This is a genomic window from Pseudoalteromonas apostichopi, from assembly GCF_030297135.1.
GTDB lineage: Bacteria > Pseudomonadota > Gammaproteobacteria > Enterobacterales > Alteromonadaceae > Pseudoalteromonas > Pseudoalteromonas apostichopi.
In genome coordinates, this window is sequence record NZ_AP028065.1 from 3,194,695 (window position 1) to 3,221,416 (window position 26,722).

At 41.5% G+C, this 26,722-nt stretch carries 25 protein-coding genes; 8 read left to right on the forward strand and 17 right to left on the reverse strand.

Going from position 1 to position 26,722, the window contains the following annotated elements; genetic code table 11:
• The first annotated feature begins 235 nt into the window (after positions 1-235).
• Positions 236-2,887, forward strand: a complete 2,652-nt coding sequence (locus QUE86_RS14430; protein WP_286258039.1) for a glycoside hydrolase family 16 protein — start codon at positions 236-238, stop codon at positions 2,885-2,887.
• Between the two features lie 78 nt (positions 2,888-2,965).
• Positions 2,966-5,917, forward strand: a complete 2,952-nt coding sequence (locus QUE86_RS14435; RefSeq protein ID WP_286258041.1) for a TonB-dependent receptor — start codon at positions 2,966-2,968, stop codon at positions 5,915-5,917.
• Between the two features lie 96 nt (positions 5,918-6,013).
• On the opposite strand, the gene QUE86_RS14440 is transcribed toward QUE86_RS14435, so the two are convergent.
• Positions 6,014-6,340, reverse strand: a complete 327-nt coding sequence (locus tag QUE86_RS14440) for a hypothetical protein (protein WP_130051746.1) — start codon at positions 6,338-6,340, stop codon at positions 6,014-6,016.
• 281 nt (positions 6,341-6,621) lie between these two features.
• On the opposite strand from QUE86_RS14440, the gene dcd reads away from it, so the two are divergent.
• Together dcd and QUE86_RS14450 are read left to right on the forward strand one after the other, a co-directional pair.
• Complete coding sequence (gene dcd / locus QUE86_RS14445) at positions 6,622-7,209, forward strand: dCTP deaminase (protein ID WP_130051745.1); 588 nt, start codon at positions 6,622-6,624, stop codon at positions 7,207-7,209.
• A gap of 133 nt (positions 7,210-7,342) precedes the next feature.
• Positions 7,343-9,838 carry an EAL domain-containing protein gene (locus QUE86_RS14450; RefSeq protein WP_286258043.1) on the forward strand — a complete coding sequence of 832 codons (2,496 nt, stop codon included), beginning with the start codon at positions 7,343-7,345 and terminating at the stop codon, positions 9,836-9,838.
• Here the strand turns inward: QUE86_RS14450 and QUE86_RS14455 are convergent.
• A complete protein-coding gene (locus QUE86_RS14455) occupies positions 9,804-10,580 on the reverse strand; it encodes a CLCA_X family protein (protein WP_167658604.1) in 777 nt (258 codons plus the stop codon). The genes QUE86_RS14450 and QUE86_RS14455 overlap by 35 nt on opposite strands.
• On the reverse strand, positions 10,580-11,179 hold the full coding sequence (locus QUE86_RS14460) for a tRNA-uridine aminocarboxypropyltransferase (RefSeq protein ID WP_130051742.1): 600 nt from the start codon (positions 11,177-11,179) through the stop codon (positions 10,580-10,582). The genes QUE86_RS14455 and QUE86_RS14460 overlap by 1 nt, the downstream gene beginning before the upstream one ends.
• Before the next feature lie 129 nt (positions 11,180-11,308).
• Here QUE86_RS14460 and QUE86_RS14465 point away from each other — a divergent pair, with 129 nt between their 5' ends.
• Positions 11,309-11,653 carry an Hpt domain-containing protein gene (locus tag QUE86_RS14465; RefSeq protein WP_286258046.1) on the forward strand — a complete coding sequence of 115 codons (345 nt, stop codon included), beginning with the start codon at positions 11,309-11,311 and terminating at the stop codon, positions 11,651-11,653.
• 93 nt (positions 11,654-11,746) lie between these two features.
• The gene (locus QUE86_RS14470) at positions 11,747-12,964 is read left to right on the forward strand and encodes a pyridoxal phosphate-dependent aminotransferase (protein ID WP_130051740.1); all 1,218 of its coding nucleotides are present in this window, start codon (positions 11,747-11,749) and stop codon (positions 12,962-12,964) included.
• Positions 12,965-12,989: 25 nt separating this feature from the next.
• Here QUE86_RS14470 and QUE86_RS14475 read toward each other — a convergent pair whose 3' ends face one another.
• From QUE86_RS14475 to QUE86_RS14490, 4 genes are read right to left on the reverse strand one after another with little or no spacing between them, the layout of a single operon-like run.
• Positions 12,990-13,457, reverse strand: a complete 468-nt coding sequence (locus tag QUE86_RS14475; protein ID WP_286258048.1) for an outer membrane lipoprotein — start codon at positions 13,455-13,457, stop codon at positions 12,990-12,992.
• Between the two features lie 12 nt (positions 13,458-13,469).
• On the reverse strand, positions 13,470-14,081 hold the full coding sequence (gene lpoB, locus QUE86_RS14480; protein ID WP_054552953.1) for a penicillin-binding protein activator LpoB: 612 nt from the start codon (positions 14,079-14,081) through the stop codon (positions 13,470-13,472).
• Positions 14,082-14,091: 10 nt separating this feature from the next.
• Positions 14,092-14,517 (reverse strand): YcfL family putative periplasmic lipoprotein, encoded by a 426-nt coding sequence (locus QUE86_RS14485; RefSeq protein WP_054552954.1) that lies wholly within the window; start codon positions 14,515-14,517, stop codon positions 14,092-14,094.
• A gap of 8 nt (positions 14,518-14,525) precedes the next feature.
• On the reverse strand, positions 14,526-15,890 hold the full coding sequence (locus QUE86_RS14490) for a COG3014 family protein (RefSeq protein ID WP_286258054.1): 1,365 nt from the start codon (positions 15,888-15,890) through the stop codon (positions 14,526-14,528).
• A gap of 136 nt (positions 15,891-16,026) precedes the next feature.
• On the opposite strand from QUE86_RS14490, the gene QUE86_RS14495 reads away from it, so the two are divergent.
• Complete coding sequence (locus tag QUE86_RS14495; RefSeq protein WP_286258055.1) at positions 16,027-16,896, forward strand: DMT family transporter; 870 nt, start codon at positions 16,027-16,029, stop codon at positions 16,894-16,896.
• Here the strand turns inward: QUE86_RS14495 and QUE86_RS14500 are convergent.
• The 7 genes from QUE86_RS14500 to QUE86_RS14530 all read right to left on the reverse strand — a co-directional run bounded on the left by QUE86_RS14500 (position 16,877) and on the right by QUE86_RS14530 (position 23,534).
• The gene (locus tag QUE86_RS14500; protein WP_286258056.1) at positions 16,877-17,578 is read right to left on the reverse strand and encodes a M15 family metallopeptidase; all 702 of its coding nucleotides are present in this window, start codon (positions 17,576-17,578) and stop codon (positions 16,877-16,879) included. The genes QUE86_RS14495 and QUE86_RS14500 overlap by 20 nt on opposite strands.
• Positions 17,575-18,705, reverse strand: coding sequence for a succinyl-diaminopimelate desuccinylase (gene dapE / locus QUE86_RS14505; protein WP_256854523.1), 1,131 nt, complete (start codon positions 18,703-18,705; stop codon positions 17,575-17,577). The genes QUE86_RS14500 and dapE overlap by 4 nt, the downstream gene beginning before the upstream one ends.
• Complete coding sequence (locus QUE86_RS14510) at positions 18,705-19,049, reverse strand: ArsC family reductase (protein ID WP_130051734.1); 345 nt, start codon at positions 19,047-19,049, stop codon at positions 18,705-18,707. Before QUE86_RS14510 ends, dapE begins: the two co-directional genes overlap by 1 nt.
• A 5-nt stretch (positions 19,050-19,054) precedes the next feature.
• Entirely contained in the window at positions 19,055-19,498 is a 444-nt protein-coding gene (locus tag QUE86_RS14515) for a PTS glucose transporter subunit IIA (RefSeq protein ID WP_233786733.1), read from the reverse strand.
• Positions 19,499-19,555: 57 nt separating this feature from the next.
• Positions 19,556-19,948 carry an ACT domain-containing protein gene (locus tag QUE86_RS14520; RefSeq protein ID WP_130051732.1) on the reverse strand — a complete coding sequence of 131 codons (393 nt, stop codon included), beginning with the start codon at positions 19,946-19,948 and terminating at the stop codon, positions 19,556-19,558.
• Between the two features lie 210 nt (positions 19,949-20,158).
• Positions 20,159-22,315 carry a phosphate acetyltransferase gene (gene pta, locus QUE86_RS14525; RefSeq protein ID WP_130051731.1) on the reverse strand — a complete coding sequence of 719 codons (2,157 nt, stop codon included), beginning with the start codon at positions 22,313-22,315 and terminating at the stop codon, positions 20,159-20,161.
• A gap of 4 nt (positions 22,316-22,319) precedes the next feature.
• Positions 22,320-23,534 carry an acetate kinase gene (locus tag QUE86_RS14530; RefSeq protein ID WP_286258062.1) on the reverse strand — a complete coding sequence of 405 codons (1,215 nt, stop codon included), beginning with the start codon at positions 23,532-23,534 and terminating at the stop codon, positions 22,320-22,322.
• A gap of 290 nt (positions 23,535-23,824) precedes the next feature.
• Here QUE86_RS14530 and yfbV point away from each other — a divergent pair, with 290 nt between their 5' ends.
• Complete coding sequence (yfbV, locus tag QUE86_RS14535; protein WP_130052297.1) at positions 23,825-24,271, forward strand: terminus macrodomain insulation protein YfbV; 447 nt, start codon at positions 23,825-23,827, stop codon at positions 24,269-24,271.
• Here yfbV and QUE86_RS14540 read toward each other — a convergent pair.
• Genes QUE86_RS14540 through xthA form a run of 3 tightly spaced genes read right to left on the reverse strand, consistent with a single transcriptional unit; the run spans position 24,268 to position 26,518 of the window.
• Positions 24,268-25,065 carry a putative RNA methyltransferase gene (locus QUE86_RS14540; protein ID WP_286258064.1) on the reverse strand — a complete coding sequence of 266 codons (798 nt, stop codon included), beginning with the start codon at positions 25,063-25,065 and terminating at the stop codon, positions 24,268-24,270. The two genes, yfbV and QUE86_RS14540, sit on opposite strands and share 4 nt — an antisense overlap.
• Positions 25,062-25,712 carry an energy-coupling factor ABC transporter permease gene (locus QUE86_RS14545; RefSeq protein WP_167658598.1) on the reverse strand — a complete coding sequence of 217 codons (651 nt, stop codon included), beginning with the start codon at positions 25,710-25,712 and terminating at the stop codon, positions 25,062-25,064. The genes QUE86_RS14540 and QUE86_RS14545 overlap by 4 nt, the downstream gene beginning before the upstream one ends.
• Entirely contained in the window at positions 25,709-26,518 is an 810-nt protein-coding gene (gene xthA / locus QUE86_RS14550; protein ID WP_167658597.1) for an exodeoxyribonuclease III, read from the reverse strand. Before xthA ends, QUE86_RS14545 begins: the two co-directional genes overlap by 4 nt.
• Positions 26,519-26,722: the final 204 nt, after the last annotated feature.

Genomic DNA, 26,722 nt, shown 5'->3' on the forward strand with positions numbered 1-26,722 from the left:
ACCACGCTTTTAGCAGCATATAGCCTAAATTTGCGTAAAACATGTCAAAAAATTTGCAGTAATTGTTAATAATTTATTGACGTTTTAATAACCATGCCATACTCTAATGTAAGCGCTTACATTAATGGTTCTTTTTATTTAATCTTTTTTGTAAGCGCTTACAATTAACTGATTAAAATAATACTATATGAATCAGTTGAGTACTAACAAACACATAATGTTAGGGTTCAATGCAATGAACAAATTCAAAACACACTTAACACAACTAGCAATGGCGCTTTCAGTAGTGACTGTAGCTGGCTGCGGTGGCTCTGCCACAGATACAAAAATAGATACTGTAAACCCGACTGAGCCAGTTTCAGATTGGGTTATGGTTTGGGAAGATAACTTTGACGGCGATGCCATAGATGACAACAAATGGAATTTCGAAATAGACTGTGCAGGTGGTGGTAATAACGAAAAACAATGTTATACCGATAGTGAAGAAAACGCCTTTGTTGCAGACGGTATTCTTAATATTGTTGCATTACCTGCAGAAGAAGGGGCAGCAAAACCTTATACGTCTGCACGTATCAATACTCGTTACAAAGCTGATTTTAAATATGGTCGCTTTGAAGTAAGAGCTAAATTACCAAGTGGCCAAGGCTCTTGGCCTGCGTTTTGGATGATGCCAACCGATGAAGTTTACGGTGGCTGGCCTCGTTCAGGCGAAATTGACATCGTTGAGTCGGTTAACTTGAAAGTTCCAACCGAGGATGGTGTCGAGTCAAACATCTACGGAACACTTCATTATGGTAAAGAGTGGCCAAATAACGATCAAAGCGGCAAAGCTTACACATTTGACCAAGGTGTAAACCCTGCTGATGACTTTCATACCTATGCTATTGAGTGGCAAGAGGGTGAAATCCGCTGGTACGTCGATGACTACTTGTATGCCACGCAGCGCAAATCAGAGTTACTTTACAATGCAAATGGTGAGGCGCTTGCTCTAAAACATAAGGGTTGGTATACCGAGTATTTTGATCAAACAACGGGTGAGTTAGAAACTCATTGGGACACAGCCCCATTTGATCAAGAGTTTTATTTAATTCTTAACTTTGCAGTGGGCGGTGACTGGCCAGAAAACGTTAATGCTTTAGGTATTGATGCTAGTGCATTCGAAAATGGTCAGACTTTTGAAGTTGACTATGTTCGTGTTTATGAATGTTCGCAAAACCCAGACACAGGCAAAGGCTGTGAAACAGTTCGTCCTGGTTACGACAATCCAGAAGATGCACTTGTGCAGGGTGCAGCTCCAGCTCCAACGCCACCGAGTGATGGCACCGTAACGCCACTCACCATTTTTGATAACAGCTTTAATCCTAACTGGCCTGCATGGGACTGCTGTGGCGGTTCAACACCTGCGCTAGTAGAAGATGCTGAGCGCGGTGATGTGGTTGAGTTTGTTGTTGGCGCAGAACCTACTGTAAATGGTTTCATTAGTCGTGATGCTTTTATCACAGATGAAAACGGAGAAGCCTCACCTTTCGATGCTAGTGCTATGTTAGAAGACGGTTATGTAACTTTTGACATGCAAGTAACTTCGCTTCCTTCAACTCCAGATGCACCTTGGTTATTTAAAATTGAGAGCGATGAAGGCTCGACAGCGGTTGAGTTAAATCTAAGTGCGAGTACTGAAGGTGTAAGTCCAGTTGCTGGTGAATGGCAAACCTATACATTCCCTCTGCAAACACTGGCAGATGCAGGGCTAAATGTTTCACTGATTGATGTGATTATGATTTTTCCTGCATGGGGTCAAGGTGAGGGCGCAGTTTACCGTGTTGATAACGTAGAGATCACCAATGGTGCAACGACGACATTACCTTCATTAACCTTATTTGCAGATGAAATGAACCTTGATTGGCCGTTATGGGATTGTTGTGGCGGTTCAACGCCTGTCGAAGTAGTCGACGATGAAGAGCATGGTGTGACAGCTGAGTTCTCTATTGGTGCTCAACCAACAGTAATGGGCTTTATCAACCGTACTTCATCAGGTGGTAGTGGTAGCCAGTTTGATGCATCAGCATTAGTTGATGATGGCATGTTGCAATTTGAAATGAAGATCACGTCTTTATCGTCAACGCCAGATGCACCTTGGCTTCTAAAAGTAGAGTCAAATGAAGGTGCTACAGCGGTTGAATTAAACCTTAACATGAGTGCTGAAGGTGTTGACCCTGTTGCTGGAGAGTGGCAAACCTATACATTCCCAATTAGCACCTTATTAAACGCTGGTTTAGATGTCAGTACAATTGATGTAATTATGATTTTCCCTGCATGGGGGCAAGGTGAAGGTGCGGTTTACCGTGTTGACAATGCCCGCATCTATGCACCTGAGCAAGATACGGCTGCGTCAGAGCTAACATTATTTGCTAATAATGTAGCTGACCAATGGAGTATTTGGGATTGTTGTGCAGGTAGTACGCCAACAGTTGAAACTGACGACGAAGCACATGGCTCAGTTGCTGAGTTTCAAATTGGCGCTCAACCAACAGTTATGGGCTTCTTAGCTGATGACGGCGTAAGCTTTGATGCTTCACACTTATTATCACAAGGTGTGGTTCGCTTTGAAATGAAAATAGTTTCAAACGCCAGCAACCAAGATGTTCAGTGGTTATTCAAAATTGAGTCAAACGATGCAGCTCAAGCTGTGGAGCTTGCGTTAAGTGCAAGCCAAGAAGGTGTTGAGCCTGTAGTTGGTGAGTGGCAAACGTATACCTATACACTTGCTGATCTACTAAGTGCAGGTCTTGATATTAGTGCAATCGACGTTGTTATGGTGTTCCCGTCATGGGGGATGGGTGAAGGTGCGGTTTACCGTATTGATAATGCAGTTATTGCAAACCCGTAATGAACATTGGCAACAAGTGATGGGTGCTGATTACAGCACCCAGTATCCATGACAACATATTGCAAAAGCAGGTAAATCATGAAAAGCACAAAATTTATTAAAACACCTCTTGCAGCGTCAGTTGCGATGATTTTAACCGCAGGGCTAGGCACTATGTCGGCTTATGCACAGGATGAGCAAGAGAAAGCTGATAACGATATTGAAGTTATCGAAATTAAAGGTATTCGTGGCAGTATGATCCGCGCCATGGATATGAAACGTGATGCAACAGGTGTTGTTGATGCGATTTCAGCAGAAGAGATGGGTAAATTCCCAGATACTAACTTAGCTGAATCATTACAGCGTATTACCGGTGTATCGGTGAGTCGTTCAAACGGCGAAGGTAGCGAAATTACGGTACGTGGTTTTGGCCCTGAGTTTAACCTCGTAATGCTTAATGGTCGCCAAATGCCAGGCACGGGTTATACGCGTTCATACGCCCTTGAGAATATTGCCGCTGATGGTGTAAGTGCACTTGAAGTAGCAAAATCAGGTCAAGCTGATGTACCAAGTGGTGGTCTAGGAGCTACTGTAAATATTATTACAACTCGCCCATTAAATAGCCCAGGCGAAAAGTTTAGCTCGTCTATTAAAGCTATTCATGACTCGTCAAATGAAAAAGGTGATGATGTAACGCCAGAATTTTCAGCGATGTACAGCAATACCTATGCTGATGATACATTTGGTTTTGCGGCATCTTTCTCACATCAAGAACGTGACTTTCAACAGCAAAGTGCCAATATTCAAGGTTGGCAAGCTAATGTTGATTTACCAACTCTTGATGAAGGAGAGTACATTGACCCGCGTCCATTAGATAGCGAAGGCAACCGTGTCGGTAATCATTTCTTCCCGAAAGACATGAACTACAGTATTGCTGATGTTGAACGTGAGCGTACTAATGGCCAAGTAACTTTACAGTACTCGCCAGTTGAAAGCTTTACAGCAACAGTTGATTACACAGCAAGCCGTGCTATTACTGGTGTGAATACCGTAGGTTGGGGTATCTGGAATGAGTTCGGTGGTAACATTAATGGCTATGAGCTTGATGAAAATGGTACTGCACTTTATGCCGATATCAGTGGAAACGACGGCTCATTTACTGCAAGCCGTGTAACTACAGAAGTTAAAGCGCGTTCAATCGGTTTAAACCTAGAATGGCAAATTAACGATCAGTGGGAAGTTGAGTTCGATTATCATGATTCTAAAAACGAAACAGATAATGGTGCAGATGACGGTTTAGGCTCAGACGGTCAAATTATCCTTGGTTCTGACCAGTTAAAGAGCAAAGTATATGACTACCGCACAGGTGAAATTCCGCACGCATACGTTAACTGGAACAACGGCACAACAGTACTTGACCCAAGTGAAATTGATTCAAACTTCAGCCAGTTTAGTTATTCGCCAGGTGAGTCTAAGGTTGAGCAAGCCCAGCTTCATACAACTTGGTTTAATGAAAGCTTCGAAATTCCATTAGTTAAAGTAAAATTCGGGGCGGCAAATACCAAGCAAACCATGGGTGGTTTCACGGCCTGGAGTGGCTTAAGAGGCGGTCCGGGTTTTAATCCATCATTTACCGAAATTCTCCCTGACGGCATGTTCACTTATAACGAAACTGGTGACATGCTTGACCAGTTCGCTGGTGGTGGTAGTGCCCTTGAGCCAAATTACTATTACACCTATAGCTTTGAAGAGGCGTTAGCTCGTCAGCTTGCTTTTTTAAATGAAGATTTATTGGGTGATAATCAATATTCAATTGACCCATTCTTTGATGGTATCGACAGCGAAAGCTATGTAGAAGAGAAAACGCAAAGTTTTTATGTGAACAGCTTGTGGGAATTTGATGTAGCTAATTACTTCGTTCAGATTAACGCAGGTCTTCGTTATGAAGAAACGGATGTAACCAGTACGGTTCGCCAACGCGTTGAAAGCCAAGTGAACTGGGTGAGTGCATCTGAATGGATTATGCAGTACGAAACTGGTGGCACAGATAATTTTTATCAAGAAGAAGGTAATTACGATATCTGGTTACCTAATATCGATGTAAAAGTTGAGATCACAGACGAGCTTGTGGGGCGTGTTTCATGGGGTAAAACCATGGCCCGTGCACCGCTTGGTAACCTTGCTGGTGGCCGAAGCTTATCAGGTAGTCCTAAACCGGGTTCACGCACTGGTGGCCAAGGTAACACTAGTCTTTTACCTTTTGAATCAACTAACTTAGACTTATCGCTTGAATATTACTACGGCGAAGGTAGCTATGCATCGCTTGGCTACTTCAAAAAAGACGTTGATAACTTTATTCAAACACAAATTACTGAAACAACGATTGATGGTTTACATGACATCTTAAATGGTCCTCGTTACCAAGAGGCTGTAGCGTCAGTTGAAGCGCGCGGAGAGCAGGCTACGAGTGATGCTATTTTCAATGAAATGTTAGCGCTTGGTTATGGCAATGCGGATGGCGCTATTGAACCGACGAGCTCAGACCCCCTCATGGTATGGAACATTTCTCAGCCACAAAATACCGACAGCAAATCAGTCGATGGCTTTGAACTTGCTGTTCAACACTTATTTGGTGAAAGTGGCTTCGGTTTAGGTGTGAATGCCACATTTGTAGATGGTGATGTTGAATTTGATGTTGATAGTTTGACCCAACAAGCTCCGTTATCAGGTTTGAGCGATTCAGCTAACTTCCAAGCCTTTTATGATAAAGATGTCTTGTCAGTTAAAGTAACTTACGCATGGCGTGATTCGTACTTGATTGGTGTGGGTCAGTCACAAGGTTCATCTGATGCGCCGCCACAGTTTGGCGACACTTACGGTCAATGGGACTTAAGCGTTAACTATGACATTAACGAAAACATGACCGTTTTCTTTGAAGGTATAAACCTTAACAACGAAACTGAGCGTGGCTATGGACGTTACCAAGAGCAGTTCTTATTTGCTCGTCAATACGGACCTCGTTACACAATTGGTGCCCGTTATAGCTTTTAATATATGATCCCTGATAGAACCAAAGCCGCTCAATGAGCGGCTTTTATTTTTATTAAACTAATGGAGATAAGCTAATCGATTTAAAATAGCAGGGCTTTAAAAGAGTTTATTACGATAAAAAAAGTAACCAGAAAAATAGCAAAAAATAGCAATGCCAGGATTAATTAAAAAATTTGGCATAAACACAATATCGGTTTCACCAAAACAGTAGAAGTAAAAGGCAATACTGAGCAATGAAGGTAGCGGAAAAAAGAAAGTTTCGTTAGCAACTAAGCCAGCCACCGACCAGCTAGTTAATAGTAGTGAACCTACAAAAACGAGAAAGCCATACCATAAATCGTGCTTTTTAGCGTAATGTTTGGCGATTAAAATTGCGACAACGCATGCTGGCAATGTTATTACGGATAAAATAACGTAATCCATAACAACTTATCCTCATTCTCCCTGTAATCGGGGAATTAAAACAAACCTCAGCAGTTCAGATAAATCGGAAATAGCTGATGTTATTAGCTGAGATGGCTTATCTTATTTTGTTGAGAATTATTCGCGCAACACGCTGTTGATTTGTGTAATATATGTCACACTATATCCACCCCATTTGGCTTTACTAATACACACGCGACTTTTGCTGTGTTTAGTTTAAAGCTTAGCGTGTTTTTTCAGCTTAAAATCAGATGTTTAAGTTGTTTTAGGTAGAATAATTAATGAGATTATCAGACACCCATATTCAGCAGTATATTGACGAAGGCCGCATTGTTATTGAGCCAACACCGAGTAAAGAAATGATTTCAGGTGTGACTGTGGACTTACGTTTGGGCAATAAATTTCGAGTCTTTCAAGATCATACCGCAGCTTATGTTGACTTAAGTGGTCCAAAAGATCAGCTAAACAAGGCGATGGAATCAATCATGAGTGATGAAATTGTGCTTGCAGAAGAAGAAGCTTTCTTCCTTCATCCTGGCGAGTTAGCTTTGGCTATCACTTATGAAAAAGTGACTTTGCCCGCTGATATTGTTGGTTGGTTAGATGGACGTTCATCATTAGCTCGCTTAGGCTTAATGGTACACGTAACCGCTCATCGTATTGATCCAGGTTGGTCTGGAAATATTGTCTTAGAGTTTTATAACTCAGGCAAATTGCCGTTAGCACTTCGTCCGATGATGAAAATTGGTGCTATGAGCTTTGAAACCATGACAAGCCCTGCAGAAAATCCATATAACACCCGTAAAGACGCGAAATATAAAGATCAAAATTCGGCCGTTGCAAGTCGTATCAGTGATGATAATAAATAATCGTATATTATGTGGCTTGAGTGCCACATAATATTTTGTTGCCAAACTTTTTACCTAATTTAGTTAACTATAATTGGCAATTTAAGCTTATCACCCCCATACTTTTAGCTGGTGTTTAAAGCACGGAGCTAAAATGCACTTTATTGGCAAGCAAGTCAGTCGGATAATTACAAAGCTGCTCATATTATGGTGTTGTGTATTGCTACACAGCGGCATTGTTTCTGCTGCTAATGAAGATTTGCCTGTATGGTTGCTTAATTCAGAGCAGCCACTTGCCAAACTGAGCCAATCCCTCGAAGCATCGTTACAAAACGCAAAAAAATTAAATGCGTTAGAAACAAGCTCGATTCGCCTTGCAGCAAAAACATCTCATTGGCTGATCATCGATTTATATCAATTACCCAAGAACAAAAACTATGTTGTTTTTCTCGGCGAGCCAAACTTAACATGGGCTAAATTTTATCTTTTAGATGAAAATTTTCAGGCTACTAATAATCAGCGGCTTGCTTCACTAGAAAGCTTATCGAATGTTCGCCCTCATTGGTTGATTGAGCATGGCCAAGGGCATCGCTGGGCATTGGTTAATTTTGTGCATGATAGGGCGTTGACCATTGAGGTGGGAGTTGTTGCTGCAAAAGTATTTGAAGCCAACTTACACCAAACAATTTTAGGTTACGGTGCTATTTTAGGTGTACTTATTTTATGTATCTTAGTAAGCGCAATGTACTTCTTTGTATCGAAGCAACCAAAATATATGGTGTTAAGTGCTTACTTTGTACTGGTTTGTATCGGTTTCTTGATTGATAACGGCCTGATTAGCTACCTGGTTGACGGCTTAGATTGGGAAGCTAAATGGCCTGTTAATGAGCTTGCATTGTGCTTTGTTAGCTATTTTTTATATCACTTTTTAGCGATTCATACTTACACAGCTAAGTTTAAAAAAGCTTGGCAAGCAATGATGGCTTGTTTGTTGATTGCGGCCTTGCTCTCATCAATATTGCCTCAATTTAATCGTCAGTGGCTATTTATAGTCAGCTGTTTGGGCTTTTTGGGCTTTGTTGCAGCAATCTTTTACAGTTTGATTAAGCGTATTAACAACCGTACTCATCTGCGTGTTTTTATGCTTTTAACCATCGTTATTCAAGTATTTAGTTTATTCATTTGGAATGGCTTTGGCATTGGTTATCATGACGTTCATAATACCATTTTGCTTATTACTTCATTGGCGATTTGTTCTGTGCTGTTGTTAAAAGATCGCCAACAAATTTCAGCATTTAGTTATTCGATGCTGCATGATGTAGATACTAAACTGCCAAATAAACAATTTTTGATCGCGCAAATTGTAAAAAAAGTATCGCAGAAACAACACTTTTCAGTTTTATTATTTAAGGCTCATGTACTTTCAAATGCACGTTCTACTTTTGGCTTTGAACAAGCCAATATTTGTATCAATGAAAGATTAAGTATTTTAAATAGTCAGCTGCAGAGTATGAATGCATTGAAACTCGAAATTCAAGCCAGCAGAAGTGCATGGCTCGCTCATGTTGATGACAGTACCTTTGGCTGTTTAGTAATGGGAGAACTTGAGCTAAGTCACATAGAGCAGTTTGCATGTTTGATCCATGGCGTGTTTGAAGAAGGACTAACTCATGAAGAGATTAATTTAGTCGACAGTGTTGATATTGGTGTTGCGTATTACCCTATGCATGGCAATACTGCGAAGCAAATTTTTCAATGTGCTATACAAGCGATGTCGGAAAAGCGTTTACAAGGTGAGCGTTGGCGTATGTTCGACTCTGAAAGTGCGCGTCTTTCTGAGCAAAGGTTATCTATTGCTGCGGCTCTTAAAATTGCAATTGATGAAAACCAACTTAGCTTGCATTTTCAGCCGCAGATATGTCTGAAAACAGGTAAAGTAGTGGGTTGTGAAGCATTACTGCGTTGGCAGCATCCAGTATTTGGCGCAGTAAGCCCTGATGTGTTTATTCCGATAGCAGAGTCAGCAGGGGTGATCAATCAGTTGACTGAATGGGTTGTTGAAAGAGGTATTGAGTGGCAAGCGAAGTTTTGCAAACTGATACCCGATCACGTTATTTCCATTAACATATCAGCAAAAGATCTATTAAATAAAGACTTACCGGTGCTTTTAATCACCATTTTAAATGAGCAAAAAGTATCGGCTGACTCAGTGATGTTAGAGCTTACAGAATCAGCAACTTTGGAAGAAAGTAAAAAGATTAAAGCAACACTGGATGACTACCGTTTAATCGGATTAAAGCTCGCGATTGATGATTTTGGTACAGGTTATTCTTCACTTGCTTATTTAAGTCAGCTTGGCTTTGATGAAGTAAAAATAGATAAGCAGTTTGTATTGAATTTGCCGTTTTCGGTTAATGATCAAAGTATCTGTAGGGCAACCTGTGATATAGCCACTACTTTAGGGGCGCATGTTGTAGCTGAGGGTATCGAAGATGAGCAAAGTCTGGCTATGTTGCAAAGTTATGGCTGCCAGTTTGGGCAGGGGTACTATTTTTCAAAGCCGCTCTGTGCAGATGATTATTTAGATTGGATAAACGAGGTGCAGAAAGTTGAAATTAGTCTTGATGCAACAGCGAACCTAATTGATTAAAGTAATTAAGTAGCGCTGCAAAACAGCGCATGGTATGTTGCTCATCTGGGTAAATTAAGCCACTTGTTGATAAACCACTTACCAAAAAGCTATTTTTTATATCAGGGTGCCTGTCAATACACTGTTCAAAACAGCGGGCCGCGAGTTCTTCAGGCATACTCATATAAAGTTGCTTAACCTGCTGATCAAAAGCGATAGATTGCTTCACAAACTCATTTGGGTTCGCACCTGAGTTGTCTAAAAATACCTGATGATAAAACTCATTTAAGCGCTGATTAAGTGGATGACTTAAATCTGGTGACCGTTCGAGCCATAGCGCTGAGCAAAATTGCATACTCTTTCTGTCGCTAAACAAATGCTGACAAATATGGTGGTCAAAAGCATGAAACCATTCATGGGCGAGTGCGCCACCACCGGCATTTTTAGCCAGAGCAAGAGTTTGACTATTGGCATTATAATGAGCCTGCACACCTTTTTGGCCGCCATGACCAAAGGCAAAATTAAGCTTCCCCCTAAGACCAATTGCCGTTGGTGGTAAAGTCAGTATTTGCGCAAGATCAGCTAAGGCATCGTAAATTAAATTTGCCGCTAATAAACGTTCTTGTTTGTTAACCCAATTGCCAACCACCATTGTACGAAAGCCAAATGTATCGCGAATATCGTCAAAATCGACCTGATCATCAAAGCGATAATCGGGTCCCTGACGATGAAAACCCGCACTAAGTCGTTTTGATACTCGCATTATAGATAGCGCGCCTTAACATTAGCTGGCATATGCTGAGTTTGCTTATCGACCAGCGCAGCTAATAATCTATATAGTGGCGTTACATCAAGGCCTTCAATTAATTTAAGGCTATGAGCCACAGCTTCTAAAGTTGATAAACTATCTGCTCGTGGCGCTTTGCGAATGACGTATTTGTTTTGTGGTACCTGTTTAAAACTCACAGCCTCAAATGCGTGGAGGCTTGGGGTTAATTGCAGCATTTTGTAGGCTTTTTTCCATGTGCCATCAATCACGATTAAATGGGTCAAAGACTGTTTGAAAGCATCTGTAGTGGCAGTGTGCTCGTCTAAATTTAATGCGTCATCCGCAGGGTAGAGTACCGCTGTTGTTGCCTTTGGTAATGTTGCAAGCTGCAAAAAGTCCCGTTCTGACTCGCCTGCGATGATTTGGCAATTCTCTAAGCCTAAATTCAGTAAATTAGCGGTGTTTTTAGTAATTTTTTCCTCATTAGGGTGGCGTAATATAATGATTTTTAGTTTATTATTGATTATGCTTATTGAATCACATAAACAGGTTTTAACTGAAAAGCCACAATGTGAGCACAATTCTCTAGCCATACGAACTCAGGTGTAAATCAAAACTATGCCTAGTATACATGAGCTTAACTCGCAAAGCAGGTTTGCTTTTTAGCTATGAACGGCTAAAGTTGCGATTTATATAATTACGTTTTTGATTAAGGGATAAAGATGACGACAATCACAATCGATGAGAGTGCACTTGAAGGGATGGAATCACTTTTAGGTGACCAATTTGCCGACACCTTGACCTTTTGTTGTAGTGAATTTCAGCGTTTAGGCTCTGAGGTACTTGCAAATCTTGGTTCAGATAAAGAAGCTGCAGCACGACATGCACACAGTTTAAAATCAAATGCAGCTCAATTTGGTGCTGCGAGCCTGTCTAAACTTGCGCAGTCAATCGAACAAGCACTTAATCAAAATGATCTAGCAACTGCAGAGCAAAACTCACAGAGTTTAGATGTTCAAGTATCAGGTTCTGTAGAAAAACTACAAGCTTGGTTTGCTAATCGCTAAAAACTTGAATTTATTTCAGTTATAACCGCAAAAATCCTCTGGCGTGGTGGCCCCGTACTAGGTTAGTCTTAAGGCTAATTAGTAGAGGTAACCATGTCACAAATCAAAAAGAGTCACAAACTAGACGGTGTCTGTTATGACATACGTGGGCCTGTGCTTGCACAAGCTCGAAAAATGGAAGATGAAGGGCAAAAAGTATTAAAGCTAAACATTGGCAACCCGGCTGCCTTTGGCTTTGATATGCCTGAAGATATGCACAAAGATATCATTCGTAACTTATATTCAGCCCAAGGCTACTGTGACTCTAAAGGCCTCTACTCAGCCCGTGTGGCTGTCTATCAACACTATCAGCAACGCGGTTTATTTAATCTTGATGTCGATAATATTTATATCGGCAATGGGGTCAGCGAATTAATTCAAATGACCACCCAAGCATTACTTGATAATGACGACGAAGTGCTTATTCCCGCACCGGATTATCCGCTGTGGACAGCATCGGTTAAATTAGCAGGGGGTAACCCTGTGCATTATCTATGTGATGAAGAACAAGATTGGTTCCCTGATATTGCTGATATAAAATCGAAGATCACTTCAAAGACCAAAGCACTGGTGCTTATTAACCCTAATAACCCCACCGGTGCGGTGTATAGTGATGATCTTTTGATGGAACTTATCAATATTGCTCGTGAACACAAGCTTTTGCTATTGAGCGATGAAATTTACGAGAAAATCTTGTACGACGGTGTCACACACAGCTCTATTGGTGCATTGTGTGATGATGTGCCAATCATCACTTTTAATGGCTTAGCCAAAACGTACCGCGCTGCGGGTTTGCGAATGGGTTGGATGGTGTTAAGCGGTCGTACTAGCATGATGGACGACTTAAGTCGTGGCCTAGATATGCTGGCGTCTATGCGATTATGTGCCAACGTACCTGCACAATACGCTATTCAGCAAGCGTTAGGTGGTGTGCAATCGATTGATAATCTTATTAACCCAGGTGGTCGGCTGTACGTTCAGCGAGATATTGCATGGCGTGGTTTAAATGCCATTGATGGTATTAGCTGTAAAAAGCCTAAAGGGGCGCTATATGCATTTGCGAAAGTGGATACAGCACACTTTAATATCAAAAATGATGAACGCATGATTTTAGATTTACTCAAAGCTGAGAAAATCTTATTAGTGCATGGTCGCGCATTTAATTGGCCTGATCCTGATCATTTCAGATTGGTGTTTTTACCAAACAAAGATGATTTAACAGAAGCCATGAGTAAGATGCAGCGATTCTTCGCTGATTATCGACAAAGCTAAAAAAAGCGAGCCGAGGCTCGCTTTTTTAATACGCTTTATCAACACGTACCGTGTTATCGGTGAGGTACACCAGGCGTACTTTATCACCTTGGTTAAACAGCATTTGGTTATCTTTGTCTTGCACAACCATGAACTGCTCGCCGCTTTCTACTTTGATCATCAATTCAACGAGCTGATATTGTATAACGCGACTGTTTTGTTGACTGTTGTGAGCAACAGAGCCACCAATCATCGAACCTAAAATGGTTGCTACAGTGCGGCCACTGCCGCCACCGAACTGGTTACCGATAACGCCGCCAATAAGCGCACCACCAAACGTTTCCCAGCCGTTTGTTTTATCTCTGACTAGCTCTTGTTCGGTAATGGTTCTTACGGATTGTACAGAGCCAAACAACACCTGTTGTACTGGTACTGCTTTGTTACGCTGATAATCAGCATAACTAGGCGAGCTCAGTAATAAACAGCTTGCTAGGATAGTAATTAGGTATTTCATATACCCTCCTGGCTACCAGCCAAAAGTTGATTTCTCACGAGTTTTACGGATTTCAGTTTCATCAGCCCATTCAACTAGACCGCTTTTTAAATCCATTAAACGCATTGTGAATTTGTAATAAACATCAGCCTTGTCAGCATTTGATTTAACAATGCTCGATAAGTTGCCGTATAACATATATTGCGCACCAACTTGCTGGCCAAAAGCAATCGCTGTATTTGGGTCAACAAGTGGATCGACGTTTTGGAAATTAAGTTGCTCACGCACAGCTTCAACACGGGTCATATCAACAAAGCGGAACTTACCACTGCGTAATAACTGTGTTGAGATTGAATCAGTAATTGATTCAGTATCAATATGCTCGCTCGTTTTGTTTTTAATACGCTCAACAAACACGATAGGGCGAGTATTTGCTGTCATGGTGCCAACCACAGGTGAAGCAAGTAATGAGTCTGTCATCTGGCTAGCTACTTTTTGTAGATCCGTTGAGCCAAAATTTATATCAGTAGTTTCAACAGCTTGTGCATCACCATAGCTAACAACGGCTTTATTTGCACAACCAGACAGCAATAAAGCGCTTGTCATTGCAACGGCCGCAGCCGACTTAACAGAAAGTAATTTCATTGTAGTATCCTTAATCTTCAAATTCTTGTGCTTCTGTTGACACTTCACGCACTGCAAGCGAGAAGGTGACAGCATTTGCTGTCGGGGCTAGGCCCGGTAACTGGGTTTTAGCAAATCCAAATAAAGTGATAGGTTGCCAAGGCGAATGGTTGCCGCGAATAACAAAGCCATCAGCGTCATACCAAGTAAATTGATACTGTAAGTATTGAGACTTTTTATACTGGCTTGCCAGTGTCACAACAACATCTGTTAAGCCATTTGTTTGGCGTGTTTTTACATCTGTAATGGCTAATTTCTTGCCAAGTTCAGGGTTATTAACAATCAGTTGTTGGTTATACTGTTGTGATGCCTGCTCAACACCAATGCCAGAAGTGGTAGGGCGTGAGGAGCAAGCCGCAACAAGTAAAATGGTTAATAGTGGCACTAAATATTTCATCATTGCTCCTAGAGTTGTACAACATGTGTGTCGTAGTAGTTATTTATAGAGGTTAGAAAAATCAAGGTTAACCTTTGCTTACTAACCGTAAAGTCTATTTCGCCATGCCCTGGCACGCTTAAAGCGTGCTGACCTGCTGGGACATTATGCTGAGCAATACTCAGTTGACTTGGTAAAGTCGACCAGCTTCGCGTATCAGCTTGCTCTGATGCAATGTTATAAATATTCGCTAAAATATTACCGACACCGCCGCCGCTTCTTGCCAATTCTGCACGCATCTTTTCTTTCGCAACCAAACGCATAACCTGGCGGGTTATTCTGCCAGCACTTTTATCTTTTAAAGTTTTTGCTGCCAGCGCTTCAAGCCTAACAATGGGTGTCAGCGGTAAGTTTTCGCCATCGAGACTCACTGTTTTATCACTGCCCGCATAAGGCGCATCGCGATAAACAGGCATGGCAATACTGTAAAAGCGTGCATCACCCCGGGAGGTATAAATGGGTAATCGTAAATGAAACTCTTGCCTTGCTGGTATTAACCCTTGCTCTGCAATTACAATTACTTGGCCTGTGTTTGCTTGAGTTTGCTTTAGCTTGCCAAAGCGTTTGCTAAATTCTTCAAAATCCTGATCAAACCCTTGCTTTTTGGCAAGGCGTAACACTGTTTGCTGTAAGTAGCTATTTTCGTTATTTATTTCGAGTGCTTTCTTATAGTCGATATAGGCATCATCAAACTGTTTATCTGCCTCATAAAGTAGACCAGACAAATAAAACGTAAAGGCATTTTGAAAGCCATTTTTGACATTACCAATTAGCTCAGCCATATCAGGGTAGCCTTCGGCTGCCTTTTCTGCTTGTTCATCAAGTACAGCTTGGTTGTCTTTTAATGCATCTTCTTGCACTTTATTAGCACGTCTAACTTCAACTAATGCAGATTCAAGTTGTTTATCAAATACATAGCTCAGTGCTTTGTAGCTATGCAGCATAGTCATTTCATAGGCTGCTGGCTCATAACCAATCACTGAATCATTGGTCAATAATGAGTTTGTTTGTTCAAGGCCTGCACTTAGCTGTACTTTGGCTGCTTGACGCTTTTTTTCCATATTTTGATAAACAGCTTCAAAGGTCTCATTGGCCTCGGAATTTTGTTTAGCCAAAAACTCAAGACGGGCCGTTTCAAGCTGATTCAATAAATAGTTACTATGGCCTCGGCTGTTACTCGGCAAAAGTTGCTGAGCACTTGCTATGTTATTTTGAGAAACAGCTTGGCGCACAGGTTTTAGCTGCGTCGCATAATCTTGGAATAGATCAGTAATACCTATGGTACTGCAACCAGATAACAGTAAAGCAGCTCCAATAAATAAACGTCGATGCACTGAACACTCCTTTTAAACAATGTACTCAGATTAGCATACGCGGCTTAACCTTCTATGATAAATTATGTAAAAAATCGTAAGTTAATAGACAACTTTCTGGTCTTCTGTTTTGTAACGTTAAAGGACACTGCATTTGTTGAGCACCATACTGTATACCTTGATTGCACTTAGTGCTTTTGCAGCTAATTCTTTGTTGTGTCGAATGGCATTACAAAGTGGTGATATTGATCCTTTGAGCTTTACTGCTATTCGCTTAGCAAGTGGGGCATTTATGTTGCTTGGCTTACTGTTATGGCAAGCAAAGTTAAGGCAATTAAAATCGCAAAGGGCTAAACCTTTATCCGATAAAGGTAACAATATCAGTGCCATTAGTTTATTTGTTTACGCGCTGTGCTTTTCAGTTGCTTATGTTGATTTAAATACAGGTACAGGCGCACTTATCTTATTTTCTGCAGTGCAGTTAACCATGATAGGCCATAGTGTTTTAAATAAAGAGCCGCTCAGTAAAGTGCAGTGGGGGGCTTTATTTGTCGCTTTTGCGGGTTTTATTTACCTAATGCTGCCCTCAGCGACGGTGCCTTCTTTCATGCCAGCATTGCTCATGGCGTTAAGTGGTGTAGCGTGGGGTGTTTACAGTATTCGTGGAAAATCATGCAGCTCACCTTTGCAAGCAACCAGCTTTAATTTTCTAAGAAGTTTAATACTTGTGCCAATTTTAGTCTTTCTAGCCATTGTCGATTGGCAGGGTATCACAGCAACAGGCGTTTATTTGGCGATAGCTTCAGGAGCTTTAGCATCAGGCCTTGGTTATAGCATTTGGTATATTGCACTACCAAGGCTTAAAAGTAGCCAAGCAGGTGTGGTACAGCTAACGGTTCCAGTGCTTGCTACGTTAGCAGGGGTGGTATTTTTAGATGAGCAATTAACAGCGCGTTTAATCACAGCCAGCGCCTTGATTCTTGGCGCTGTACTGGTGTTTTTAATGACTAAAAAGCGCAGCCTTTAGATTTTGGCGTATTAATATTTAACACGTAGCGTTCATACAGGGTGTTTAGTTCGGCTAGTATCGCTTGCTTGCCAATAAGTTCACTTTGTTCAATACATTGCTGTAATGTTTCAACTGACAAATATTGCATCATCTTATACGATGCATTGATATGACTGATATGCCAAGGCTCAGGGGCAACCCCCCCTTTATATTCTTGGTAAGGGCGATAAAAACCATACTTTTCGAGGTTATCATCAAGCCATGCAGCAAGCTTTGCAAACGGCCCAGTGGCCGAATACTCATCTGGCGTTAATTGCAGCTGATAATCATCGTCAATAGGGCGGTTATCGTAGATGTCGAGGTCGGTGCCAAAGTGATGTCTGCTTGCCCCAGGTAGTGCGGAGTAAAGCATTATAGCGTGGCACTTTTCAATATCACTCAAGCTTTCTAAGTCTACCGTTTTTTGTGCAAGGGTATAAACCGGTCGAAGGCCCTGAAATTTTGCATTCCAAATAGCGCTTTGACGTTGAAAGTCACGAAAGCTTGAGGCAATTGTCAGATCAATACCCGCTTCTTTCGCACCTTGCTGAAGAGCTAAAAAATCATCGACAATATCACGATGCAAGCGATGGTGTTGTAGCTCAACTAAATGTGAGCTACATGACCCGGTGGCGCATTGTTTAAGCTCAGCTTGGTTCATGTAAGCAGTTGCTCTAAAATGATTTCGTAGATATCAGCAAGTTGAATTAAATCCTCTGTGCTAACACATTCGTTTACTTTATGAATGGTTTCATTACGCGGGCCAAGTTCAATGACTTTAGCACCTGTTTGTGCGATAAAACGACCATCAGATGTCCCACCAGTGGTTTCAAGCGCTGTTTCGCGTCCAGTCACCTGCTTAATAGCATGCACAGTTGCATCAACTAACGGGCCGTGGTCGGTTAAAAACGGCAGTCCATTTACAATCCAATTTAACTCATAATTCAGATTGTGTTTTTCAACAATATCAACGACTCGTTGTTGTAGCTGCTGGTGTGTAACTTCTGTGCTAAAGCGGAAGTTAAATTGAATCTCAAGTTCACCTGGGATCACATTTCCGGCACCGGTGCCACCGTTAATATTCGAAACCTGAAAGCTCGTTGCAGGGAAAAATTCGTTACCTTGATCCCACTCGGTTTGACTTAGCTCAGTTAACGCAGGGGCGGCTAAGTGAATCGGATTTTGAGCAAGATGCGGATAAGCAACATGGCCTTGCACACCTTTAATGGTTAAAAAGCCAGTTAATGAGCCACGTCGACCATTTTTTACCACATCGCCAAGTTCATCCCGTGATGATGGCTCGCCGACTAAGCATAAATCAATCTTCTCACCACGCGCTTCAAGGGTATCGATAACACGGGTTGTGCCGTTGATGAACGGGCCTTCTTCATCAGAAGTAATTAAAAACGAAATAGATCCATTATGATCTGGGTGCTTAGCCACAAAACGCTCGGTGGCAACCACCATTGCAGCTAAAGAACCTTTCATATCGGCTGCACCGCGACCATGTAACATGCCGTCTTCTACTAGTGCCGAAAAGGGCGGGTGCTGCCAATTTTTCTCGGGACCAGTTGGTACAACATCGGTGTGACCCGCAAAACAAAAATGCGGTGACGCATCTCCCTTACGAGCCCAAGTATTTAAGGTATCAGTGAAAAACAGTGATTCTATATTAAACCCTAGCTTTTCCAAACGTTCGTTCATTAACGCTTGGCAACCGGCATCTTCAGGCGTTACTGATTCACGCTGGATAAGTGCTTGAGCAAGTTCAATAACAGGGTGAGTCATTAGGCAAAAATCTCATCGTATTGAGCTGCTTTAAAACCTAAGTAGTACTGGCCGTTATGCACGAGTACCGGACGCTTGATCATTGCAGGTTGCTCAACCAGTAATGCTAATGCTGATTCTTTATCTAGGTTTTGTTTCTGCTCATCAGATAATTGGCGGTAAGTTGTGCCGCGTTTATTAACTAAATCTTGCCAATCAATATGTGCTGCAAACTCATTAACTAGCTCAGCACTAATGCCGTCTTTACGGTAATCATGGAAAGTAAATTCTTGGTTGTTATCAGTTAAATATTTTTTGGCTTTTTTAATTGTATCGCAGTTGCTGATACCGTACATGATAGTCATAAATTCTACTTTTTAGTTACAGTGAGTAATGTGTCTACCCCAGCAATGACCTGAGATAGTGAATAATACAGAGGGCCAAGGTGTTGGCTATTGAGTACGCAAAGAGTACCGAGCATTGGGCTGCTCAGCTCGCGTAAATCAAAATAGGCTAACCGTTCACCCTGGCTAATTTTACTGCCATTTAATTTTGCAATATTGGTGTGATTAATATGTTCTTCAACCGATGAAAACGACAAGTTTAATAAAACTTTTAAACCGTTTTTTGCCTGTAAAATGTATTCTTTACCGGCATTTTTAACTTGTAATAGGGTGCCATCGAATGGTGCGATGATGTTGTGACTAGTTAATTCAACACTAATACTTGGTCCAAGTGTCGCAAAGCGGAAAAATGGCTCTGGGTGCTCGCTAATGCTTTTTACACGCCCAGTAAATGGGCTTTTAATAGCCATGCAGCGCGCTTTTCTGAGGCTGCGTTCGGGTAAGTATTGAACTTCGTTAGTCATGGCTTATTTAACATCACCTAGCACATGGTAACCGTCTTTTTTCAGGGCTGTAATTGCCTTGGCCATACTTTGTTTCTTCACCAGTACATAATCGGTATCGTAAGTTGATAAAGCAAAAATCGAAATCGACGCTTTTGCCAGTACTCCAGAAATATTTGCCATGATACCTGTTAGTGAAAAACCAAGAGGGCCAATCACCTCAAGTGCCAACCAATCCGTTTCTTGATCAAGACTGTCTAGCTCAAAACTACTTGGACACACTATAGACAACTCATCAGCGGTTTTAGCAATAAAGAAAATAGCTTGTTGAAGTAGGGTAGGATCAATCGTCGCATCGACATCTAAACTATGAATGGTAAGTTCTTCACTATGAAGTTGTAACGTTTGTTTTGACATCTGCGATCCTATCTTTGAAGCCTTTGAATTTATAGTATAGGTAAACAAAGTTAAGATAAAGCGCAATAATTTTGATTGCTGAGGAAATACTCAGCTCAGTCTTTAAATGTTGTCCACAGAATCTGTGGATAAATATGGGAATAGGTCAGTATAAAGAAGCTAATAGGCTAATTTATAAAGGTTTTATAAATTAGCCTAAATTTTGAAGGGTTAATTTTCTATGCTTTCGACTTGCTTAGCTTGAATCGCTGTAAGGGCAATGGTGTAAACAATATCGTCTACTAATGCACCACGACTTAAGTCATTTACCGGCTTGCGCATACCTTGAAGCATCGGGCCAATACTAATTAAATCAGCACTACGTTGTACTGCTTTGTAAGTTGTATTACCAGTATTCAAGTCTGGGAATACAAACACGGTTGCTTTACCTGCCACAGGGCTATCGGGTGCTTTCTTAATTGCTACATTTTCCATAATAGCTGCATCGTATTGAAGCGGGCCATCAATCACTAAGTCTGGGCGCTTTTGCTGGGCAAGCTTAGTGGCTTCACGGACTTTCTCTACATCAGCGCCTGAGCCTGACGTACCCGTGCTGTAGCTGATCATTGCAACGCGAGGTTCAATGCCAAATGCGGCAGCTGAATCAGCCGATTGAATAGCAATATCAGCTAATTGCTCAGCGGTAGGATCTGGATTGATAGCGCAGTCACCGTAAACAAGTACTTGATCAGGTAATAGCATAAAGAATACCGATGATACTAACGATGAACCCGGAGCCGTTTTAATCAATTGTAGCGGTGGGCGAATCGTGTTAGCTGTTGTGTTAACAGCACCTGACACCAAGCCGTCTACTTTCCCTTGTTCAAGCATCATGGTGCCAAGTACTACGTTATCTAGTAATTGCTCTTGTGCGACCACTTCTGTTAAGCCTTTGTTTTTACGAATCTCTACCATAGGCGCCACGTAATCGTTGATTACATCAGCTGGCTCAATAATGGTTACGTTATCGTTAAGCTCAACACCTTGTTGTTCAGCAATACGTAAAATCTCTTCTTTATCGCCAAGAAGGATTGTTTTAGCAATACCACGTTGACCACAAATAGCAGCAGCTTTAATAGTACGTGGCTCATTACCTTCTGGTAAAACAACCGTTTTATTCGCTTGACGGGCTTTATCCGTTAGTAAGAAGCGAAATGCTGGAGGAGACATTTTACGAGTACGACCAACACTTTGTGCAAGGCTGTCTAACCAGTCTGAGTCAATATGGCTGGCGTTGTGATCTTTTACTTTATCGATGCGTTGATCATCATCACAAGGCACTTCCATATTGAAGTTATGCAGTAACAGTGAGGTACGCCACGTATCTTCTTCTGTTGCGATAATTGGTAAACCTGTATCCATCGCTTGTTCACATAATTTCATAATGCGATCTTCAGGTTTAAAACCACCAGTTAATAAAATTGCCCCAAGCTTGGTGCCATTCATGGCTGATAAACAAGCTGCAACTAATACATCAGAGCGATCGCCAGGAGTTACCAGCAATGCTCCAGGGGTAAAGTGGCTTAAGATATTCGACACTGTACGGGCACAGAAAGTAACGCGACGTAAACGGCGGTGAGCCATGTCACCTTCGTTAATTACTTCAGCTTTTAAGTATTCACATAAATCTCGTACACGCGGTGCTACTAGGTCAAAATCCCAGGGAATTGAGCCTAATAACTTAAATGGGTGCTTTCTGAAAATAGGCAGCGATGCTAAACGGTTTAATTCGTTCTCGAGTTGTTCAGGTTCATGGGCCTCAACAAGATCTGCACGTGCACGACCTTCGTCATCCAATGGCGCATTTACTTTATTGAAAATACAGCCTAACACGCGAGGGTGATTAACACCGCCATAGTTGCCAGAGGCGATTTCTAAACGGTCTTCAATTTGGTCATTGCTATCGTTACTAGGCGTTAAAACAAAAACAATATCAGCACCTAGCGTTTGCGCAATTTCACGGTTTACGCGTCCAGCATAAGGCTGACGACGTGTTGGCACCATACCTTCGATAATGGCGATTTCGTCTTCTTTAATGGTGCTTTCAAAGCGCTCTACGATTTCTTCTAGTAAGTCGTCGCCTTTACCATCACCAATCATTTGCTCTGCATAGCTCAAATCGAATGGTGTCGGTGGATTAATTGGCGAGCCATGGGTAACAATTTGCGTCGACTTTTCTGGGCCTGTATCGCCAGAGCGTGGCTGTGCAATGGGTTTGAAAAAGTTAACTTTAAGCGCTTTTTGCTCTAGCGCACGTACCAAACCAACAGAAACAGATGTTAAACCAACCCCAGTTGAAATAGGGATCAACATAATTCTACGTGCCATTTACTTAAGCCTCCTTTGCAATTCGGGCTGCATCGTTAGCAATAACCCATTCTTCATTTGTTGGGATCACAAACGCTTTAACATGTGCTTGACCTTTTGAAATTAGGCCTTCTTTACCAAAGCGAGCAGCCAAGTTAGCAGCTTCATCACACTCAAGGCCTAAAAAGGCTAAGTGTGAAATCACTTTGTCACGAATGATGTCTGAGTTTTCACCAATGCCACCGGTAAAAATAAGCGCATCAAGGCGTTGCAGAGGCACCAAGAACGCAGCGATTTGTTTTGCTAAGCGGTAACAGAAAATATCGAGAGCAAGGTTTGCTTGTGGGTGGCCTTCAACAGCCGCTTCTTCAATAGTGCGACAGTCATTTGATAATTCACTAATGCCTAACAGACCACTTTGTTTATTCAACAAATCATCAATTTCTTGAACTGAATAATTAAGTTGTTGAGTCAAAAAGGTGAATAAACCAGGATCGATGCTACCACTGCGCGTACCCATGACTAAGCCTTCCAGTGGGGTAAGCCCCATACTGGTATCAACACTCTTACCATCTTTAATAGCGCACACAGAACAACCATTACCTAAATGCGCACTGATCACATTAGTTTGCTGGCGTTCTTTGCCGAGTAATTTCGCCGCTTCACCGGCAACATAATAATGGCTCGTGCCATGGAAACCATAACGTCTTACACCATGTTCTTTATAAAGCGAGTAAGGTAAGGCGTATAAGTAAGCAATTTTTGGCATAGTTTGATGAAACGCAGTATCAAACACCGCAATTTGTGGTAGTGTCGAGAACGCTTGCTGTGCGGTGCGAATACCTAATAAATTCGCTGGATTATGTAAAGGCGCTAATGCTGCCGTTTTCTCGATTTCTATTAATACGTCATTATCAATTAATACTGACTCGGTAAAATGTTCGCCACCATGTACGACCCTATGGCCCACGGCAACTAACTTATCCTCAAGACCTAAGTTTTTGACCAGGTAAACAAGTTTATTAATTGCTGCATCATGGGCTTGTCCTTTTGCAAGTTCAATAAGTTGTTTTTCACCATTATATTTATATTTTATTGAAGGCGTATCTGATCCAAGGCGTTCAGCTAATCCTGAAATAACTTCGTCAGAAGTGGTGGCATCTAAAATGGCAAATTTTAAACTCGAACTACCACAGTTTAGTACTAAAACGTGATGTGGTGAGCAAAGGTGCTTCGGCATAGCTAGGTCCTAAAAGTACGATATCAGTCAGTGTGTGTTAAGGCTTGATAATTAGAATTCTTTGCCAGTATAGTAAATAAGTATTTTGTTGCTACACTTAACAAAGCTAGGCTGTAATTACACTAAAGTCTAGTTGACTTAAGCCGATAACATTTTATCTCATTTAGACTTTAAACGTTAGTCTCATTGCCATTAATTTGGTATTAGAACTAGGACAGGTTTTGCAGGGATTGTATCCGGGAGTGTGTTACACTCGGTTGTGAAACGAGATGAAAACCCTAGGAGTGATGATGCAAAAAGGTGTCATGTCACAAGTGCAAACAGGTCGTCAGTACGCTAAAAAATGGCCGATGCGACAAGAGCTCGCTCCATTGTTTGCCGAATTTAGAGTGATCAAGGCCACTGATCTGGCAATTACTGTGATGCCAATTTTGGCAATGCTGACCGTATTCATGCAAGTTAATTACTTAGGCAGTGATTATTTTCCCCAAGCTATCACTATTGCGCTATTCTTTTTGTCACTTCCGCTGCAAGGTTTGTTGTGGTTAGGAAGACGTGCTCAAACCAGATTAGAACCAGCGATGCTAAGTTGGTATACAGAATTGCACAGTAAAATGAAGGCGCATGGTTATCAGTCACAATTAACGACTGAAAAACCACGCTATATAGATTTAGCTCAACTGTTAAAGGATATGTTCGAAAAAATGGATAAAGCCTTCACTAAAGAGCATTTTTAATCCCGAATAAACTGGCTCACATAAAACGATAACGTAATTTTTTGTGGGCCTTGCTGCTCTATCTGCTGCCAATGCTCTGGGCGAAACTTCCATGCAAACGGCGTCATCATAATTAAAAGTTTAATCTCATCGACAGATAACAACACCTGTTGCTCTAGTAAATTCGTCGACTCTTTGCTGAAACCCGCTGGTGGTTCTATCTCAGTATGTGGTTTAACATCGGAATAAATAAATGCTTTTAACTCTTTTAGGTGCCAAGGGCCAGGGCTTGCAACAATTAAGCTAGCTTGTGGTTTGGCAAGGCGGGCAAGTTCTTGTGCAAATAGTGGTGCAAACACACTAACAAGCACATCCGCTTTGGCATCTGCAAAAGGGGCTTGGCTAATTGAGGCAACGCTAAAATGCGCATTTTCATATCGCTTAGCAGCGTATTTTACCGCGGGTTTCGAAATATCGACACCATAGACATCGGCACTCGATTGCGTTGCTATTGCTTGAGTGTAAAAGCCTTCACCACAGCCTAAATCAATCACTGAAGTTGGTTCGAGTGATGTCACTAAATCTGCTAAAGCTTGCTGTAAAAACAAATAGTGCCCGGCACTTAAAAATGCGCGGCGAGCCTGCACCATTTCAAGGTTATCGCCCGGTTGTTTAGACTTTTTATTTTGCACGGGAAGTAAATTGACATAACCCTCTTTGGCGATATCAAAACTGTGATTGTTGTCACAACGGTAAGTTTTGTCGGTTAGAGTAAGTTCAAGTTTGCAAAGCGGGCAGTGATAGTGAAGACTCATGAGTCTAAATAGTCCTTATCATAAAAGGTTTTAACCCAGTGAGGGCGATACGTGATCATCAAGGTAATGGCCATGCCATTGAGCATTGCTTCAGGAAACCAAATTATGGCACAAAGAATCAGATAGTTTTCTGAAATTTCAATAAAACTGTAATCACCAAGCAAGTAATAAAACACACCACTGGTAAGTATTTTGATACAGGCAATAACAGCAGCGGTTAAAAACGCGCATAAAAAGATATAAATAAAAAAGTGCCTTGGCAGATAGCTATAGCAAAGCACAAAACACAAATAGCTTAACGTAACTGGTAAAAAAGCAGTAAACAATAAATGCACTGGCAGTATTGATACTGGCAGCTGAGCGACTAATACCAAGAGTAAACTTGCAAGAAGGCTTGCAAAAATGGCCAGTCGCCAACCTAAAATCAGGGTCACTGCAGTGACCCCTAAAATATGCAATTCGAGGCCTGGCAATATCCCCGCTTTAATACGCCACAGTACCGCAAGTACTAAAGCACAAGCGAGTACACCAACTTGTCTTATTGGTGTTGCCAATAATTGTGATGCGCTTTGTTTATCGAAACTCAGCCAAAGTATTAAAGCCACACAGCTCCACAAAGGGAGCTGCCATTGCATAGTGTCTATCATGCGTTAAAAGTTGACCAAATTGGGGCATGATCAGATGGCTTTTCGATACCACGTAATTCGTAATCGATGCCAGACTCAACACAACGTTTAGCAAGCGCTGGAGTTGCTAAGATCACATCAATACGTAAACCGCGGTTGTCATCAAAACCTTTTGAGCGGTAATCAAACCACGAATATTGCTCGGTTTTTTCTGGGTAAAGCTCTCGGAATGTATCTTTAAAGCCCCAGTTTAATAAAGTGCTTAGCCATTCACGCTCTTCTGGTTGGAACGAACACTTACCTGTTTTTAACCAGCGCTTACGGTTTGGTTCACCAATACCAATGTCGAGATCGGTCGGTGAAATATTAATGTCGCCCATCACGATAACATCTTGCTCAGGGGTGTGGTTATCTTCTAAATGGGTCATTAAATCTTTGTAGAACTGACGCTTATATGGGAACTTGGTTTCGTGGGCAATATTATCGCCTTGCGGGAAATAGCCATTCATCACTGTTAATTCACGGCCATTTTCTTGTGTCACAGTAACACTGATCATACGGCGCTGTGACTCGTCAGTATCGGTTGCAAAGCCTTTAACGACTGATTTTGGTTCTTGCTTACATAACATAGCCACGCCGTAGTGCGCTTTTTGACCGTGAAAATAAACGTGATAACCCATTTTTTGCACGTCTTCGAGAGGGAAGGCCTCATCATGCACTTTGATTTCTTGTAAGCCAATAATATCTGGTTGATGTTTATCAATTACGGCTTGCAACTGGTGTAAACGGGCGCGCAGGCCGTTAATGTTAAATGAGATTACCTTCATGGTGCACCTATTATTTTTGTTTCAGTGTTTAGCGCAATTCTATCATCAAACTAGGGCTTATTCATGAGCTAATTACGAAAATCAAATTGGGTAAATGTTGATCAATTGCTGCTTAATTTAAAAACATTGTTAACTCACTATTAATTATTAAATTAAATAAATAATTCAGTTGATCTACTTATTTTTGTTTATATAATGCGCGCA